Here is a 17,893-nt window from a genome sequence, read left to right as displayed (position 1 = left end):
ATTATTCTTCTATTGCTCTTTGGCAGGCGCTAACCAGAAGTCCCCATGATTTTGGAACGAATGATTGAACTGTTGCAGTTGCCCTTTATGCAGCGGGCACTCTGGGCAGGGATCTTTACAGGGGGGATGGCGGGTGCCCTCGGTAGCTTTACCATCTTGCGGCAACTTTCTTTTTTTAGTGATGCTTTGGGGCACTCAGCTCTACTGGGAATTAGCTTAGGAATTATTCTAGGGCTGAATCCCTCCGTGATGTTGTTGCCCTTTGCCGTCGTGTTTGCCCTCGGGGTGACGTATCTGCTCGAGCATACGCGGCTGTGGACGGATGCCCTCTTGAATATCATCTATTCGGCCTCGTTGGCGGTGGCGGTGATTTTGCTGAGTATGAGCGATCGCTATCAAGGGGGGCTGAATAATTTACTGTTTGGCGATATTTTGGCGGTGCGCCCAGCCGATCTCGTCATGAGTGGCACGCTCTGCGCCCTTGTAGGCATTTTCATCCTGCTCACGTTACGGGTGCAATTGTTAATGACGGTGAATGAGGCCTTGGCGGTGGCGCGGGGGGCGGCGGTGGGGATTCAGCGGCTGTTGTTTATCACCCTATTGGCCTTGGTGGTTGCCGTCTCGATTAAGACAGTGGGGGTATTGCTCATTAGTGCCTTTGTGGTGATTCCCGCCTGTGGCGCCCGCCTGTGGAGTCGGCAATTTTCGCAGTACGTGGTTTTGGCAGCCCTAGTGGGGGTGGGCAGTGCCATTGTTGGTATGCTCTTGTCAGCAGGGATGAATTGGCCGTCGGGTCCGAGTATTGTAGTCTGTCAACTGGCGTTCTTTTTAGGATCGATCGCCATTAACTCACTGCGAGGGGCGTGGCTGCATAGAGGGCAGAAATCTCCAGCAAGCTGAGGCGTGAACGGGCTGTCAAATCCAAGGGGGAGCGATCGCCCCGCTGGAAATGATCCACTGCCGCACAGCCAATCATCGCCGCATTATCGGTACACAGCCGCAGGGGCGGAAAAATCAACTGTAGCCCCAAGGGTTCAGCAGCCGCAGTTAGGTGTTGTCGCAGTCCAGAATTTGCCGCTACGCCTCCCCCAATGGCAAGGGTTTTGAATCCATGATCCACCGCTGCCGCGATCGCCCGCTTGGTCAAGGCCTGTGCCACCGCCTGCTGAAAACTGGCCGCAAGATCAGCCACCGGCAATTCATCATGGGTTTGACGCAACTCCTCCACGAGTCGTGCCACTGCGGTTTTCAGGCCACTAAAACTGGAATCGTAGGGATGCACCTTGCCATCGGGAAGGCGGATATTTCCCTCCGGTAGCTCAAAAGCCGCTGGATTGCCCTGCTGCGCCAAGCGATCGAGCACTGGCCCCCCTGGATACCCCAAGCCCAGTAGGCGTGCTACCTTATCGTAGGCTTCTCCCGCCGCATCATCCCGCGTTTGGCCAAAGAGTTCATACTCGCCACAGCCATAAACACCAATCAGACTCGTGTGACCGCCAGACACCAAGAGGCAGAGAAATGGTGGTGCAAGGGTCGGCTCCGCTAAGTAGGAGGCATAGAGGTGGCCTTCAAGGTGGTGAATTCCCAAGAGGGGTTTTTGCTGCACAAGGGCAAGGGTTTTTGCCGCGGTGACCCCAATGAGCAGCGACCCCACCAATCCGGGAGCACAGGTGACGGCAATGGCATCAATGGCAGACCAATCGCAACCGGCCTCACTCATGGCTGCTGTGATCACGCTGTTAATGTTTTCCAAGTGGGCACGGGAGGCAACTTCCGGCACCACCCCACCAAAGGGTTGATGGGCACGCACTTGGGAGGCAATCACATTACTTTCAATGGCGCGATCGCGCACTACGGCAGCCGCCGTCTCATCACAACTGGTTTCAATGGCCAGAATTCTTACCATCGGGCAGACGTGGGCATGAAGCTAGAGCCTCTTTATCAGTCTAGCCTGTTTGTGGAGTGAAGTTGTTGAAGGGCGTTGCCGCAATGCCGTGAATGCTCGAGGTTGCAACCTGCGCCACGGTGAAGATTCTTAAGAATCTCCTAAATCCCGATCAAGAAGTAGGATATACTATGGGTTGGGCAATCTGCTCAATGTCGTGCCTGTGCCAAACGTCTTGTGGAACTGTCTGCCAAAAGTGAGTACGCCCTCTTGGCGCTCTTGGAAATGTCAGCGGCCTATGAACAGGCGGAGCCGCTACAAATTCGCCAAATTGCTGCCATGCACAACATTCCCGATCGCTACCTAGAGCAACTGATGGCGACCCTACGCCGCAAGGGTCTCATTCGCAGTCAGCGGGGCGCCCGGGGGGGCTACTTGCTGGCCAAAGCCCCTTGGCAAATCTCAATTTTAGACGTTCTCAACTGCATTGAGGGGATTGAGTCCAAACTTGCCCAAAAACCCCCTGACAAGGGCGATCTGGAGCGTAGCCTGATCCGTTCAGTATGGCTAGAAGCCTGCGCAGCGGCCAATGATGTCTTGAAAAAGCATACGCTTCAAGATTTGTGCGATCGGCGGCAGGCTTACCAGCAAGTGGATGTCATGTACTACATCTAGGCTGGGGCTGATATTCATCTAATTTTTCTAAGGTTTTTGTCTTGAATTGGAGATTGATATCCCATGAACATTGCCCCCGATATTACTGCCCTTATTGGTCGGACACCCCTCGTACGCCTGAACCGCATTCCCCAAGCGGAAGGGTGCGTTGCACAAATTGTGGTCAAGCTAGAGAGCATGAATCCTGCGGCCTCGGTTAAGGATCGCATTGGCCTGAGTATGATTCAGGAGGCAGAAGCAGCGGGTCTCATTACCCCCGGTAAGACGGTTTTGGTGGAACCCACATCGGGCAATACCGGGATTGCCTTAGCCATGGTGGCGGCGGCAAAGGGCTATCGCCTGATTCTCACCATGCCAGAAACGATGAGTGCAGAGCGGCGAGCCATGCTGCGTGCCTATGGAGCAGAGCTGGATTTGACACCCGGCACAGAGGGGATGAGTGGTGCCATTCGTCGTGCTGAAGAGATTGCTGCCTCCCTTGAAGATGCTTTCATGCTGCAACAGTTCAAAAATCCCGCCAATCCCAAGATTCATCGTGAAACCACTGCCCTCGAAATTTGGCAAGATACGGACGGTCAAGTGGATATTTTGGTGGCTGGCGTGGGTACTGGAGGTACGATTACGGGGGTGGCAGAAGTGATCAAAGCCAAGAAGCCCAGCTTTCAGGCGATCGCCGTCGAACCTAGCAATAGTCCTGTCCTTTCAGGAGGCAAACCGGGACCCCACAAAATTCAAGGCATTGGCGCCGGCTTTGTGCCCCCTGTTCTGAAACGAGAACTCATTGATGAAGTGATCCCTGTCTCCGACGATCAAGCCATTCATTTTGGTCGTCGCCTAGCCCGTGAAGAAGGCCTCCTCTCAGGCATTTCCAGTGGGGCTGCCCTTTGTGCTGCCATTCAGGTGGCTCAACGACCCGAAAATGCCGGCAAGTTAATTGTCATGGTGCAGCCGAGCTTTGGTGAACGCTACTTGACCACACCCCTGTTTCAGGATGCCCTGCCCTTGGTACCCAGTTACCTGCAACATTAGGCCTGCTTTGAGTTCAGCGTCAGGGGGTGTTTTGTGCCAACTAAAACTTGGTTTGTGGGCTGGGGCGATCGCCTAGGCTAGATTGATAGCAAGACCTTGCGCTCCAGTCCTCCTGACTTTGAGAGGCGAATGATGACCGAACCCGCTACCCGCTCTGAACTCAGTCAAGTCTTGGATGCCATCCAAGGGATGCAAGCCGATATGAGGGCGATGCAGGCCACCATTCAGGCGATCGACAAAAAGTTAGACATCCACATTGCCACCACAACAGAGCGCTTCAACCTCATGGATGAAAAGCTGAAGCGGCTGGAGGACAAAATTGATGCCGTAGAAGCCAAATTAGAGCAGCGGATCAATGCTGTCGAGGCTAAGCTAGAGCAGCGCATTGATACAGTAGAGTCCACTTTGCAGGACATTGCTAAGCGACAGGCCGGCACGGATGCGCGGTTGTGGGGCTTTTTGGTAACGCTATTGGTGGCAACGCTAGGACTGCTGGCAAAATTATTACTCTTTGATTTACCCCAGTCTTAATCGGTCTAACCTTTTTCCAAAATACGGGATTGCAAACAGGTACTTAGTAGAGAGAACAATCACTGAGAGTCATGCAACGCTTAACAAAACCCAGTTTTTTAGTGAAGCTACGAGCAGGAACATTGTCTCTAGTCCTCCTACCATTAGTTGTACCAGCAGTTGCTAAGGCTGAAAATCCTGCCCATGTACGACAACTCTTGGAAACGCGCCAATGTCCCAACTGTGATCTGCGGGGCGCGAACCTAATGGATGCCAATTTGTTTAAGGCGAATTTGGCGGGTGCCAATTTGGAGGGCGCCTATCTGGCGGGTGCGAATCTCTTTGGCGCCAATTTGGAAAGGGCAAACTTGAACCGTGCCAGTCTCTATCTAGCGATTTTGGTCAATGCCAATTTGGCAGGAGCACAACTGGTGGGAACCCGCCTCACCCTCAGCAACCTTGTCAATGCCAACCTTAGCGGTGCCAATCTGGAGAATGCGGTCATGAAGGGGGCAAATATGATTGATGTGAATTTGACGGCTGCAAACCTGAAGGGGGCAGATCTTGATCGCGCAAATTTGAGTGGGGCTAACTTAAGCCAAACGATTTTCGATCGCCCCCCCAGCCCCTAGGAAGTAACCTGTGCCTGTTTCAATGCTGCCGCAAGTCGCGGTTGATCCCAGCCCCGTTGGTGGAGAATTTGCCATGTAGCCATTAAATCGGGACCATGGACAGCACCCGTGAGGGCAGCGCGCAGCGATCGCATCGTTGCCCCCTTTTTCACACCGGCGGCTTTGGTCGCCTGTTGAATCAAGTGTTGCCCCATCTCCACCGTGAGCGTCGGTTCTGAGGGGAGATGCTCTAGTAGGTAGGTCAAAATAGTTGCACTCTGGGGCTGGCTCAATTGAGCCATTGCTTCAGCATCAAAAGTGACGGTGGGTACAAAGAAAACCGCCCCTTGATCAATGGCCTCCTTGAGGGTGTTGAGACCGGGTTGAAGAAGTTGGGCAAGGTCAAGCAACCAAGGGCGATCGCCCCCCTCATCAAAGGCATAGCCTGCCCCCTGCCACAAGGGAATCAGTTCCGCCAAAAGTTCTTCTGGCTCTAGTTGCTGAATGTACTGGCGATTGAGCCAATTGAGCTTATCCCAATCAAAGCGGGCACCTGCCTTGTTAATTCGTTCAAAACTAAAGTGCTTCGCCGCCAGATCAAGGGTAAAGAGTTCCCCGATCCCTTCAGGGGGCGACCAACCCAAGAGTGTCATGTAGTTGGCCAAGGCGGGGGCTAAATACCCCATGGCTCGGAAGTCAGAAATGGAGGTCACCCCATCTCGTTTCGAGAGTTTTTGTCCCGCTGAGTTGAGAATCAAGGGAGTATGGGCAAAGTTGGGGGGAGTGGCGCCAAGGGCTTCGTAGAGCAAAATTTGTTTGGGTGTGTTGCCAATGTGGTCTTCACCGCGAATGACATCGGTAATGCCCATGGCAATGTCATCGACGACCACCACCAAGTTGTAGAGGGGATAGCCAATTTCGCCGCGGGGGGCAGCTCGCGCAATCACCATATCACCCCCCAGATCAGCCCCCTGCCAACTCACTCGACCGCGCACCAGATCCTGCCACTCAATCTGGCGATCGTCCTCAATTTTGAAGCGAATGACGGGGGTGCGTCCTGCGGCATCAAAGGCTGCTTGCTCCTCTGGGGTCAAATGGCGGTGACGGTTGTCGTAGCGGGGGGCTAGGCCCTTGGCTTTTTGTTCTGAGCGTAGGGCATCAAGTTCTTCGGGGGTGCAGTAGCAGTAGTAGGCTAGTCCCTTGTCCAAGAGGGTTTGAATCGCTTGGCGGTACAGATCAAGGCGATCGCTCTGGAAATAGGGGCCTTCATCCCACGTCAGCCCCAGCCATTGCAAGCCCTCAAGGATATTCTCGGTATATTCGGGTCGAGACCGCTCGCGATCGGTGTCCTCAATGCGCAGAATAAATTTCCCTCCTCGGTGGCGGGCGTAAAGCCAGTTGAACACAGCGGTACGGGCAGTCCCAATGTGCAGATTTCCTGTCGGACTCGGCGCTAAACGAACACGAACTGTCACTGCTGACCTCGAATACAAAAATTGCCCTTTCGATCCTACCCCATTGCTTACAAAGCTTCTAGGCAAGGCTGTAGGGACGATTCAGCCGCTCCAACTGCTGCACCATTAGGCTGAGGAACAGTCCCACATCGGTGACCACACCCACGGATTCCACAGAACCCCGATCCGCTAGTTTGGTGACGACCGCTGGGTTAATATCCACACAGACGAGCTTCACCCCGGCGGGGGTCATATTGCCGACGCCAATGGAGTGCAGCATCGATGAGAGCATCAAAATCATGTTTGCGCCCTGAATCAGGCGGGCATACTCCCGCTGCGCCTCAACTAAATCCATAAGGGTATCGGGCAGTGGGCCATCATCACGGATTGACCCCGCTAGGACAAAAGGCACATTATTCTTGACACACTCATACATCACGCCACTGGTGAGGATGCCCTGAGCCACCGCGTTGGCAATGCTGCCACAGCGACGAATGGTATTGATCACTTTTAGGTGGTGACGGTGACCGCCCCGCACAGGGACACCCCGCTGCATATCTACCCCCAAGGAAGTGCCCATGATCGCTTGCTCCATATCGTGCACAGCGATCGCGTTGCCGCCGAGGAGTCCTTGGACATAGCCTTCACGGATCAGCTTCGCTAAATGCTCACCACCGCCTGTGTGGATAACTACTGGTCCGGCCACCACAATCACTTTGCCCCCCTGATCGCGAATACGCCGTAGTTCCCAAGCAATTTGTTCCACCACCAGCTCGACGCGGCGTTCACTGGAGACCCCTGACCCCATGAAGGTGAACTCTTGGTTGCTGCGCTGGCTTTCCGTTTTCCGAATTGTGCGGATGCCTTCAACACCCACGACCACGCGATCGCCCACCTGTAAATCCCGCAGAATGCGACACTCCGCCACCGTGCCTTCTGGAGTTGAGCGCACCACAATCGCCCCATCCATGCGTTGGTTTTGCACCCGAACCCACTCGCCGGCAACTCGCACCTCTGTGGGGTAAATCGTGGTCACATAGAAGTCATCTGGGGCAACCCCTGCTTGGGTGACGGTTTCAAGGGTCGCATCACAGACCTCTGAGGGCGGCAAAATCGCACCAAGGGTGATCAACTGCGCCATGATCTCGTCCATCACCTCAGCATCGGGCGCCATGACCCGAATATCCGCTTGGGAGGGACTTTGCCGTTGTTCGCCAAGATTAAATTGCAGGACTTGGAAACTGCCGCCACTTTCCACAATCGTGTCTAGGACACGGTTCACAAGGCCAGAGTCGAGGAGGTGTCCTTCCAGATGAATGACCCGACTGGGAATTGTCGCCGTGGCATGGAGTTCTTCGCGCACGGGTTCGGTCACCCGCAAGGTCAAGCATTTAGCCGCACCCCCCGCCTTGAGAAATTCTGTCAGGGGTGTCTCCACCACCTCAAAGCCCACTTGGGTAAGGGCGGACTTCAATTCTTGGCTAGCACAGTTGAGAATCACGGTGCGATCGATATTGACGGCATTGCAGGCAAAGTTAACCGCATCAGCCTCTTTAACGGCAATTCGTTTATCCGCTGGTACTCGCAGTTCAATCAAGCGGTTGGAATAGGCATCAAAGGCGGGAGGATAGTAAAGCAAGTAGCCATCCGTCAGCGGACAAAAACACGTGTCAAGGTGGTAGAAGCGCTCATCCATGAGCCGCAGGGAGAGGACTTCAATATCCAGCCACTTCGCCAAATAGGCATGGGAATCCAATTCTGAACGGAAGCCATACCCCGCCCACAGCCAGCGACCCTCGCGATCCAGGAGGGCATCCCCTGCTCCTTCAAAGGGCAGTTGCTTTGGTAGCTCAAAAACTTGATACCCCTGAGATTCAAACCACGCTTTGAAATAGGGTTCTTCCCCTTGGCGTTCTGGGTGATAAAAGCGACTCAGCACCACGCGATCGCCGAGCACCAAGCCTGCATTCGCCGTAAACACCATATCGGGCCAGCCCGGCTGTGGCTCAATCAAGTCAACCGTCGCGCGAGCATGGATAATTTCGTAGAGTTTTTGCCACTGCTCCTGTGCCCGATCGCGGGAGGACTTGTGGATATTTCCCTCCATCCAAGGATTGATCACATAGTCCACCTCATAATGGGTGGGAGGGCACATGAGGAATCGCAGGGTTGAACTCATAGGGGTTGTTTAGAAATCGTTGCAAGTTGTAAAAACAGTCTAAGTGTGGGCTACACGGCACCCATCACAAACTTTTATTCTATAGGCAGTGGGCATCCTGACGATTGGTTTTGTCATCAAACCTTGACATTACACCCACTGCCCTGTGTCTTTAACGGCAACTCCATTTGCAAAGAGCAGGGGAAATCTGCGCTAAAATTATAATTTGTGCGATCGCGCACAGCCAACTGACACACCATCTGCGAAGGGGAATGACCTTGACTGACGTGACTGACATCATTTCCATGACGACTGAACCCCGTGCCAATAGCCAACTCCTCGCCACAATTGAGGTTTCGGGGGCACACTCTCAACAGGTGTATAACCAAGTGGTCAATGATCTCCTTCGCCATACACAGTTGCCCGGATTTCGCAAGGGCAAAGCCCCCCGGCAGCTTGTCTTGCAGCAAATTGGCAAAGAGCGGCTGCGCTATGTGGCCATGGAAAAACTGATTGAGGATACCGTTAAAGCCGCCGTCGAAAAGAACAACATCCCCTATCTAGGCAACCTCGAACTCCAAGGGGGCATTACAGAGCTACTGGATCAATTTCAGCCCGGCGACAACTTTTCTTTCAGCGTCACGTTTGATGTTGAACCAGAAGTGGCAGTCACAGCCTACAAAGGGCTAACCATTGAGTATAATCCTGTCACCTACAATCCCGAAACTGTCGAGAAGCTCTTGCAGCGGCACCAACGGGAGCATGCCACCCTTATTCCCGTCGAAGACCGGCCAGCTCAGTGGGGCGATGATGTCACCCTGAAACTGGTGACCAAAGATGAAAATGGGGAGGTGGTGAAGGAACTCTCAGCAGATGAACTGCCCCTGTCCCTCGATGAAGAGCAACCCTTTTTGCTCAAAGAAATTCCTGCTGCTGTTGTCGGCATGGGTGTTGGTGAAGCGAAAACGGTGACGGTGTCTGTTGCCGAGGAAGTCGAGGCAGGGAAAGCAGAAATCCCCAAACAGTTGACCGCTGAGATTGAACTTTTAGGGATTAAAGCACCGGAACTGCCCCCCCTAGACGATGCCTTTGCCGCTGAGCACAGTGAATTCAGCACGATGGCAGAATTGCGAGCCTATCTGGAGCAAAATCATCAGGAGCGAGCTGAAAATCAAGACAAGAAGGCCAAAGAAGCTGCCCTCATTGATACCCTCATTGCCCAAAATCCAGTTGAATTGCCAAAAACCCTGATCCGCAAAGAAGCGGATGTGAAGGTGCGGACGACGCTGATGCAAATTCAGTCGCAAGGCGTTGATCTCAACAAGATCATGACCGAGGAACTCTACGAAAAAATGCGTCAAGAGGCAGAGCCGGGGGCAGCGAAGGAGGTGCACTCCCGTTTATTGTTGAGGGCGATCGCTCGTCAAGAGGGCATTGAACCCAGCCCCGAAGCAGTTGAGGAACGGCTGAACCGCTACAAAGAGGTGTTGGGGAACCAAACGGCGAAGGATCTGGAACGCCTCCGCGAATTTGCCCACGATGAAGTGCAGCAGGAGGAAGCCCTCAACTGGCTCCTAGAGCAAAATACATTTCAGCCAACCAAGTCCGACCCCGCCACTGAGCAGCCCACAACGACTGCTGAAGTGCCAAAAGATACCGAGACGGCGGCTGTTGCTGAAAAACCATCTAAACCCCAAAAACGCTCTGGGAAAAAAGCAAGTTCTGCCCCATCCCAAGAATAGTTCGGCATAATGAAAGTGATGATCCCTACGGGATCAAACTGCTAGTTACAATTAATTACAAACGAACCGTCATTCTAGGCAACTATGCTGCAATCGCGTTACGACCATCCCCTCAGTGCCATTCTGCGCTCTCCAGCGCTCAACCTGCCACCTACCCATGCCAATATTGTGCCGATGGTGGTTGAGCAGTCGGGTCGGGGTGAACGAGCCTTTGACATCTACTCGCGACTCCTACGAGAGCGGATTATCTTCCTAGGTGGGGGTGCGGGCGATCGCCGCGGCATTGATGATGCGGTTGCTGACTCCATCGTGGCGCAGCTTCTATTCCTTGATGCCGAGGATCCGGAAAAAGACATTTACCTGTACATCAACTCACCGGGTGGCTCGGTGACAGCCGGCATGGCCATCTACGACACAATGAAGCACATTCGCCCTGATGTGTGTACTCTCTGCTTTGGCTTGGCGGCGAGTATGGGTGCCTTCTTACTGTCTGGCGGTACCCCCGGCAAACGGATGGCGCTGCCCCATGCTCGGATCATGATTCACCAGCCCCTTGGAGGTGCCCAAGGTCAGGCAGTGGATATTGAAATCCAAGCACGGGAAATTCTTTACCACAAGCGCAAGCTCAATGAACTCTTGTCACAGCACACGGGGCAACCCATCGAGCGCATTGAAGCTGATACGGAGCGGGATTTCTTTATGTCCGCTGAAGAGGCCAAGGCCTATGGTCTGATTGATCAGGTGGTGACGCGGCAGACCCTCCCTAGCCACTAAGTACACCCTACATGCAACCCTAGAGGTTCCCTATGGCCAAATATGATACCCACCTCAAGTGCTCCTTTTGTGGTAAGTCACAGGAACAGGTGCGTAAGCTCATCGCGGGCCCTGGGGTCTATATTTGTGATGAATGCGTAGAACTGTGTAATGAAATCCTCGATGAGGAATTGGCCACCGTTCCCAATGCGGCAGCTCCCCGTCGAGACTCCACACCGTCGCGATCGCCCCGCAGCACACCCCGTAGTCGCCCCCTCAGTCAAGTTCCCAAGCCTCGCCAAATCAAGGAATTTCTTGATAAGCACGTGGTCGGGCAGCACGAAGCGAAGAAAATCCTCTCGGTTGCGGTCTATAACCACTACAAACGCCTGAGTCTTTTGGATGGTGATCAGCGGGGCGATGACAACGTCGAACTGCAAAAGTCCAATATTCTCCTTATTGGCCCGACGGGTTCTGGCAAGACCCTCTTGGCTCAGACGTTAGCGAAGCTCCTCGATGTTCCCTTTGCGGTTGCTGATGCCACCACCCTCACCGAAGCCGGCTATGTGGGGGAAGATGTGGAAAATATCCTGCTGCGCTTGCTGCAAACCGCCAATATGGATGTGGAGGAAGCACAACGGGGGATTATCTATATTGACGAGATTGATAAGATTGCCCGCAAAAGTGAAAATCCCTCAATTACCCGTGATGTGTCCGGAGAAGGGGTACAGCAGGCGCTACTGAAGATGCTGGAGGGGACGATCGCCAATGTGCCGCCTCAGGGGGGGCGCAAGCATCCCTACCAAGACTGTATTCAAATTGACACGACAAATATCCTCTTTATCTGTGGGGGTGCCTTTGTTGGTTTAGAGAAAACCATTGAGCAGCGGGTGGGCAAAAAAGCAATGGGCTTTGTCCGCGATGGCGAACCCCTCCCCAAGGAAAAACGCTCTGCGGATATTCTCAAGCAACTGGAACCCCACGATCTGGTGAAGTACGGCATGATTCCAGAGTTCATTGGCCGTATTCCCGTGGTGGCCGTGCTAGAGCCGTTGGATGTGGCCGCCTTGGCAGAAATTCTCACCCAACCTCAAAACGCGCTCCTGAAGCAGTACCAAAAACTCATGCGGATGGACAGTGTGGAGTTACGCTTTGAACCGGCTGCCGTGGAGGCGATCGCCCAAGAAGCCTACCGTCGTAAAACTGGTGCCCGTGCCCTGCGCGCCATTGTCGAAGAGATTATGCTGGATGTGATGTACGAACTGCCCTCCCGCAAAGATCTGCGCGAATGTACTATCACCCCCGAAATGGTGGAAAAGCGCTCCACGGCTGAGCTACTCTTACATCCTTCTTCCTTGCCGACACTATCGGCATAAGGCTTGTCCAATAGCTATAAAAGGCTAGAAGAAAACGTGGCTATCGGGCATCAAGCTCAACTCAAGGGGAACCGCATGGGGATCCGTCTCTAGGGTAGCGCGAATCAGACGGGCAACGGTGGCCGGTCGCAGCAGTTTCTGGCGATCGATTTTGAGGCTGACAGCATCCCAAAAGGGGGTATCCACACCCCCAAAGTAGAACAGACTAAAGCGAATACCATAGCGCTTGAGTTCTTCGGCCATACACTTGCTGAAGCCCACAACTCCAAATTTCGCAGCACAGTAGGCTGACCCCATCGCCATTGAATGTTTACCGAGGATGCCGACAACGGTGCAGATATGTCCCTGCTGTTGCTCTTTCATGAGTTCGGCAGCCTGTTGGGTGGTGTAAAAGCAGCCCTTGAGGTTGAGATCCAACATCTGATCCAGTTCAGCCGCCGTAATTTTTTGATAGGGCTTGAGGAGGCCAGCCCCCGCCGCGTTGATCAATACATCGAGTCGTCCTTGCTCACTGCGGATCGCTTGCATTAATTCGCTCACTTGCGCCGGCTGGGTGATGTCACAGGGCTGAATTTGTACGGTTACGGAGGAGGGAAGCTGCTCTGCCAAAGCGTGCAGGCGATCGCTCGAGCGAGCCGCTAAGACCAATTTGGCGCCCGTTTCTTGGAGTTGCTCGACAACGGCTTGACCAATGCCACCCGTGGCACCCACCACTAACACCACACGATCTGCTAAGACACTCATTTTGTTACATTTCTTTACGTTCACCCTTTTATCCTAGCGTTTCTTGAATTTCCCAGAACCTACCAATCGCTTGGGCGATCAAATTTAGAAAGACGAGCCTTTGTTCTGCGTATTAGGATTGAGCCGTTAGGCTTCTCGCCTAGGTGTGACGGAGTTGGGATGAATGACGCAGCAACCACAACCCCCCTCTACCCTTTGGTTTCGTCAGTGGGGAGGGAGAATTATTGCCTTGGTGGCGTTCGGGGCGATCGCGGGTGGGACACGGGCGTGGTGGTTTGTGCGCTATGAATTGGCTCCTGAAATTGCCCAACAACTACAACAGCGTCTCAATCGGCCAGTGGAAATTGGCGGCGTCGAGCACGTCGGGCTGAATGTGGTTCGTTTTGGCTCCTCAGCGGTTCCCAGCTACACGCCAGAAGAGGGCACTCCCGAATTGGACAACGCCCTAATCAACGGCATTGAGGTCGCCTTTAATCCATGGCAGCTTCTGACGGGTCAAAAGCTCGATCTCGACGTGACTCTCCACCAACCCCAACTCACGGTGGTTCAGGATGCCCAAGGGCGGTGGTGGCGCACGGAAGTTAAGGTGCCAGAGGAGGAGCCGACCTTTTTTCAACTGAATCAAATTAGGGTGAAGGTGCGGGATGGCTCTGTGCTGGTTCAACCCTTTCAGCGTCCTGCCTATCTGCTGCGCCAAATTCATGGGGGGTTGACCCTGACGCCCGATCGCCAGAATTTTGCCCTCGAAGGTCAAGCGGAAGGACAACTGGCCGGGGGGGGTCAATGGCGATTGCAGGGGGACTGGAACCAACCCCAAGAATCAGGACAACTGGATTTGCGCTTCAGCAAGATTCCCCTTGCCCTGGGGAATGAGATTCTGCCCGAGACCATTCGTGTCCAAGGCGGCCAACTGGAGGGACAGGTGCGGGTTCGTCTGCCCTTACCAGCAACCCCCGAAGTCACGGGTCAAATTTGGTTGCGGGATGGTACTTTACGCACGGCCTTTGTGCCCCAAGACATCAAGGGATTACAAGCCCATGTGCAATTGCAGGGCAATCAGGCGAAGCTCCACTATTTGCGCGGGGCGATCGCCAATGTCCGCTGGCAGGCTCAAGGCACCGTCGGTCTCCAAAGCGGCTGGAACATTGAAGCGCAAGTGCCAAGGTTTGATCTCGCCCCCACCTTAACGGCCTTGCAGATTAGGCCACCGGTTCCCCTTCGCGGTCAAGTGGAAGTTCCCACTCTTCGTTTGCAGGGGGATCTGGAGACTCCCCAAGTCATGGGTGAACTGCGTAGCCAAACGCCGCTCCAAGTGGATCAACTACAACTGCAACAGGTACGGCTACCCTTTATGGCGTCCTTTAAGCAAGGGGTTAGGTTGATGGATGTCCGCGCCCAGTTGGTGGATGGCGGGGAGGTACAGGCAACGGTAGGGGTACAGCCCACAGGGGAGTTTCGCGGCCAAGCACAAGTGCAGCAAGTGAATCTTCAGGCGATCGCCCGCCGCTATGATGTGGCTCCGCCCGTGGCCCTAGGGGAGGGGTTTGCACAACTGGACTTTGCTGGCAATCTGCGTACCCCAGAGGCTTGGCAGGCCAATGCCGCCTTTCAACTGCCAACGGCTCAATATCCACTGCAGGGCACCGCCCGTCTGACACAAACCCAACTGTTCGTGCCTGAGTTTCAAATGCAGTTTCTAGGGGGGAGTCTGCGGGGGCAAGTGCAAGCCGCCGCCGGTCAGTGGGAGTTACAGGCTCAGGCTGAGAATATTCCCCTACGACAGTTGAATCAAGATTTACAAGGTCGCCTCAGTGGGCAGGCGATCGCCCAAGGACGGGTGGATCAACTGACGCTAGCAGCGATTCGAGCCAGTGCCAATCTTCAAGTGGATCAAACCCCCACGGCTGATCCGTTGGTTGCAGTTGTGAACTGGGATGGCCAGCAATTGCAAGTCCAAGAAGCCACCCTCGGTGCGATCCGCGCCCAAGGAACCATTGGCGTTGATTTAGCGGCTTTGCAACCCACTGACATTCAATTGGGCATCCAAGCCAGAAATCTCCCCCTGAGTCCCTTAAGCACCCTCTTGGAACCGAATCTCCCCGTTCCCCTCGCCCTTGCAGGTACCACGTCTTTTCAAGGCCAACTCACAGGCCGCCTCGATAGGCTCCAGTTTCAGGGGGCACTGCTCACCCAAGGATTGGCGGTGAATGATTTGCGTTTTGCCCCTGAACTCACGGGCACGGTCACCTTGAGCCAACAACAGGGGGCAACCCTCAATTTACAGGGGGGGGGCGATCGCTTGGCGTTTCGTTTGGATGCCGATGGCTTACCCCGCTCACTGCTGGTTCAACGGCAACAGGCGCAACTGATCGGCCAGCGCCAAGGGGAAAACTTTGATCTGCGTCTGCAGCAGTTTCCAGTGGAATCCCTGCGGTTACGGCCCCCGGAACTCCCTAAAGATGCCATTCTCGCAGGAGTCGCCTCGGGCAATCTACAGTTGCAAAATTGGACAAGGGGGCAGGGGAGTTTTACCGTAGAGCGACCGGGGTTAGGGGCATGGCGGGGCGATCGCCTGCAAGCGCAATTCCGTCTAAGTCGCGATCGCCTGACGATTCAATCCGGCCTTTTTGCAAAAGGCGAAAGTCGCTATCAATTCACTGCCGATCTCCAGCCTCAACAATTGGGGGCGCAGTTGACGATTGCCCAAGGCAATTTAGCGGATTTAACGGCACTTGCCACTGTCCTTGGGATTGGTCAACCCACTGCTCGGGGGACTGCCGCAGATTTAGGCACACCGACAGCAGGGGAAGGTCTGCAAGTCTCACTGCTAACGCAAATTCGCCGCCTTGCCGAAATTGAGATGCTGCAAGCTCAAGCGGCTTTGGTGCGGCGGCCGGAGCTGCTGCCCCCCTTGGATCAGCTTCAGGGCATGTTTAATGGCCAAATCAATCTGAGTCAAACCCCCCAGTCGGGTCTGGTGGCCAGCTTTGATCTCAAGGGCGCCAATTGGCAGTGGGGAAATTACCAAGTTGAGCAGTTTCTGAGTCGCGGTCGCTTTGCCCAAAATCAACTGGTGCTGACGACCCTCAATCTGATCGTGAACGGTGGCCAATTAAACGTCAATGGCATTCTTGGCGGTAACCAGCAAAATGCCCAACTGCGGCTTGAGCAACTCCCTGTGAGTCTTGTGGCGAGTCTTTTGCCGCCGGGGATAGATGTGGAAGGTAAGGTGAATGCCCAAGCGGTGTTGACTGGCTCATGGCAGCAGCCCATTCTCGCGGGTGAGGCTACCCTTGCGGAGGGTCGGTTAAATCAACGTCCCTTGGAGGCAGCGAATGCCACATTCCGCTATGCCCAAAATCGTCTAGCCCTGCAGGCGATCGCCCGCTTGGATACGCCAGAACCGCTCATGGTGACGGGTTCAGTTCCCTTGATCTATCCCCTTGACCCGCGACCCGTGGTGGATCCACAGTTAGCCCTAGATGTCAGCCTCAAGGATGAGGGATTGTCGTTAATCAACCTCTTGACCGATCAGGTGCAATGGCAACAAGGAAAGGGGCTTTTCCAAGCCCAACTGCGGGGCACATGGGAAGACCCCATTGTGAATGGCGTCCTCAGTGTGGATGATGCGGTTATTAAAACCCCTGCCTTTGAGGAGCCGGTGACCAATCTCAGTGCGCGCGTGCGCTTTGATCGCGATCGCCTGCGGGTGGATGGCATTCAAGGTCTCTTTAGCCAAGGGCAAATTACCATGGCAGGAGTGTTGCCAATTCACACTCCCTTGACCCCCGATGATCCCGATGCTGCCACCCCCCTCACCGCGTCCTTGCGCCGCTTGCAAGTGAATGCCGCCAATATCTATCGCGGCACAGTAGATGGCACACTCGTGATTACGGATACACTCCTGAGTCCTGATCTCGGGGGCAGTGTCCAACTCAGCCAAGGCCGGTTGGATTTAGGCGCCATCAATGGTTTTGCCAATGGCAATGGATTAGCCACGCCTGCTGACAGTCCCTTTGAACCCCTAGCTTTTGATAACTTGGCAATTCAGATCTCAGATTCCTTGCGCGTGACGCGATCGCCTGTTCTCAACCTAACGGCCACTGGCAGCTTAACCCTCAATGGCGGTCTCGATAGTCTCCAGCCTGACGGTAAAATTCGCCTCACGGGCGGGCAACTGAATCTGTTCACCACCGTCTTTTTGCTCCAGCGGCGAGCGGATAACTATGTGCTCTTTACCCCCGCCAATGGCTTGGATCCCGAGCTCAACCTCACCCTTGCTGCCACTGCCACCGAGGTTTATACTCCCGGCACCGTGACGCGACTCTCCGATGTGGGTTCCGTAACCGCCACCAGTTTAGGGACGCTGAATACCGTTCGCATTACTGCTCGCATTAATGGTCGTGCCAGTCAGTTTCAAACCAATTTGCCTGCGGTGCTTGAGTTATCCAGTACCCCTTCGCGCAGCACGACCGAACTCCTTGCCTTGATGGGCGGTGGCTCAATCGCGGATCTCAACCAAGTAGGGGGAGAAGCAGCGGTGGCCAGTCTTGCCGGATCGGCTCTTTTCAATAACCTACAGGCATTGATTGATCAGGCCACGGGTAACCGCACTTCCTTTCGGATTTTTCCAGCCGTGGTGCCCCCCGATCGCCAAGCCCAAAGCCAAGCCCCAACCCTTGCCGTGGGGGCTGAACTGGGTTTTCAAGTGAACAGTTTTACCTCAGTCTCCCTCTTGCAGTTGCTCACTGCCCCCAGTGATCCGACGCGGTTTAACCTTGGGTTTCAGGTGACAGAGCAGATTCGCCTTGGTGGACAGGTGAGCACCAGTGGTCAAGGCACAGGCTTTCTTGAATTCCGTTACCGTTTTTAATGTCGTCTAAGATCAGTGTACTGCCAGCAACGCTCAAGCTTGGAAGGTGACAATTGCGGCAGTTGCAGTAGCCTTGGTATCAA

13 protein-coding genes are annotated in these 17,893 nt (G+C 54.5%); 9 read left to right on the top strand and 4 right to left on the bottom strand.

The annotated features are described in order from the left end of the window. Window positions 1-45 precede the first annotated feature (45 nt). On the top strand, window positions 46-900 hold the full coding sequence (locus tag KV190_RS10070) for a metal ABC transporter permease (protein WP_460193185.1): 855 nt from the start codon (window positions 46-48) through the stop codon (window positions 898-900). On the opposite strand, the gene tsaD is transcribed toward KV190_RS10070, so the two are convergent. Continuing rightward, window positions 845-1,906 (bottom strand): tRNA (adenosine(37)-N6)-threonylcarbamoyltransferase complex transferase subunit TsaD, encoded by a 1,062-nt coding sequence (gene tsaD / locus KV190_RS10065; RefSeq protein ID WP_460193184.1) that lies wholly within the window; start codon window positions 1,904-1,906, stop codon window positions 845-847. The two genes, KV190_RS10070 and tsaD, sit on opposite strands and share 56 nt — an antisense overlap. Window positions 1,907-2,122: 216 nt before the next feature. Here tsaD and KV190_RS10060 point away from each other — a divergent pair, with 216 nt between their 5' ends. From KV190_RS10060 to KV190_RS10045, 4 genes are all read left to right on the top strand, one after another. Continuing rightward, the gene (locus KV190_RS10060; protein WP_460193183.1) at window positions 2,123-2,560 is read left to right on the top strand and encodes an Rrf2 family transcriptional regulator; all 438 of its coding nucleotides are present in this window, start codon (window positions 2,123-2,125) and stop codon (window positions 2,558-2,560) included. Window positions 2,561-2,623: 63 nt separating this feature from the next. Next, window positions 2,624-3,589, top strand: a complete 966-nt coding sequence (gene cysK / locus KV190_RS10055; RefSeq protein WP_460193181.1) for a cysteine synthase A — start codon at window positions 2,624-2,626, stop codon at window positions 3,587-3,589. Between the two features lie 129 nt (window positions 3,590-3,718). Next, window positions 3,719-4,120: a hypothetical protein gene (locus KV190_RS10050; RefSeq protein ID WP_460193179.1), complete on the top strand. Its 402-nt coding sequence runs from the start codon at window positions 3,719-3,721 to the stop codon at window positions 4,118-4,120. Between the two features lie 122 nt (window positions 4,121-4,242). After that, window positions 4,243-4,731 carry a pentapeptide repeat-containing protein gene (locus tag KV190_RS10045; RefSeq protein WP_460193178.1) on the top strand — a complete coding sequence of 163 codons (489 nt, stop codon included), beginning with the start codon at window positions 4,243-4,245 and terminating at the stop codon, window positions 4,729-4,731. Here KV190_RS10045 and gltX read toward each other — a convergent pair. Further along, window positions 4,728-6,185: a glutamate--tRNA ligase gene (gene gltX, locus KV190_RS10040; protein WP_460193177.1), complete on the bottom strand. Its 1,458-nt coding sequence runs from the start codon at window positions 6,183-6,185 to the stop codon at window positions 4,728-4,730. The two genes, KV190_RS10045 and gltX, sit on opposite strands and share 4 nt — an antisense overlap. A 58-nt stretch (window positions 6,186-6,243) precedes the next feature. Further along, window positions 6,244-8,343, bottom strand: coding sequence for a bifunctional arginine dihydrolase/ornithine cyclodeaminase (gene argZ / locus KV190_RS10035; RefSeq protein ID WP_460193176.1), 2,100 nt, complete (start codon window positions 8,341-8,343; stop codon window positions 6,244-6,246). Between the two features lie 266 nt (window positions 8,344-8,609). On the opposite strand from argZ, the gene tig reads away from it, so the two are divergent. From tig to clpX, 3 genes are all read left to right on the top strand, one after another. Next, window positions 8,610-10,064, top strand: coding sequence for a trigger factor (tig, locus tag KV190_RS10030; protein WP_460195267.1), 1,455 nt, complete (start codon window positions 8,610-8,612; stop codon window positions 10,062-10,064). An 84-nt stretch (window positions 10,065-10,148) separates the two neighbouring features. Further along, window positions 10,149-10,838, top strand: a complete 690-nt coding sequence (gene clpP / locus KV190_RS10025; protein ID WP_149819305.1) for an ATP-dependent Clp endopeptidase proteolytic subunit ClpP — start codon at window positions 10,149-10,151, stop codon at window positions 10,836-10,838. A 32-nt stretch (window positions 10,839-10,870) separates the two neighbouring features. Beyond that, a complete protein-coding gene (gene clpX, locus KV190_RS10020) occupies window positions 10,871-12,193 on the top strand; it encodes an ATP-dependent protease ATP-binding subunit ClpX (RefSeq protein WP_149819308.1) in 1,323 nt (440 codons plus the stop codon). A 24-nt stretch (window positions 12,194-12,217) separates the two neighbouring features. Here clpX and KV190_RS10015 read toward each other — a convergent pair whose 3' ends face one another. Continuing rightward, window positions 12,218-12,937, bottom strand: coding sequence for an SDR family oxidoreductase (locus KV190_RS10015; RefSeq protein WP_460193175.1), 720 nt, complete (start codon window positions 12,935-12,937; stop codon window positions 12,218-12,220). A 163-nt stretch (window positions 12,938-13,100) separates the two neighbouring features. Here KV190_RS10015 and KV190_RS10010 point away from each other — a divergent pair, with 163 nt between their 5' ends. Further along, window positions 13,101-17,810, top strand: coding sequence for a translocation/assembly module TamB domain-containing protein (locus KV190_RS10010; RefSeq protein WP_460193174.1), 4,710 nt, complete (start codon window positions 13,101-13,103; stop codon window positions 17,808-17,810). Window positions 17,811-17,893 lie beyond the last annotated feature (83 nt).

This window comes from Thermosynechococcus sp. FA-CM-4201, assembly GCF_054689355.1.
This window is presented reverse-complemented; position numbering and strand designations above follow the sequence as displayed.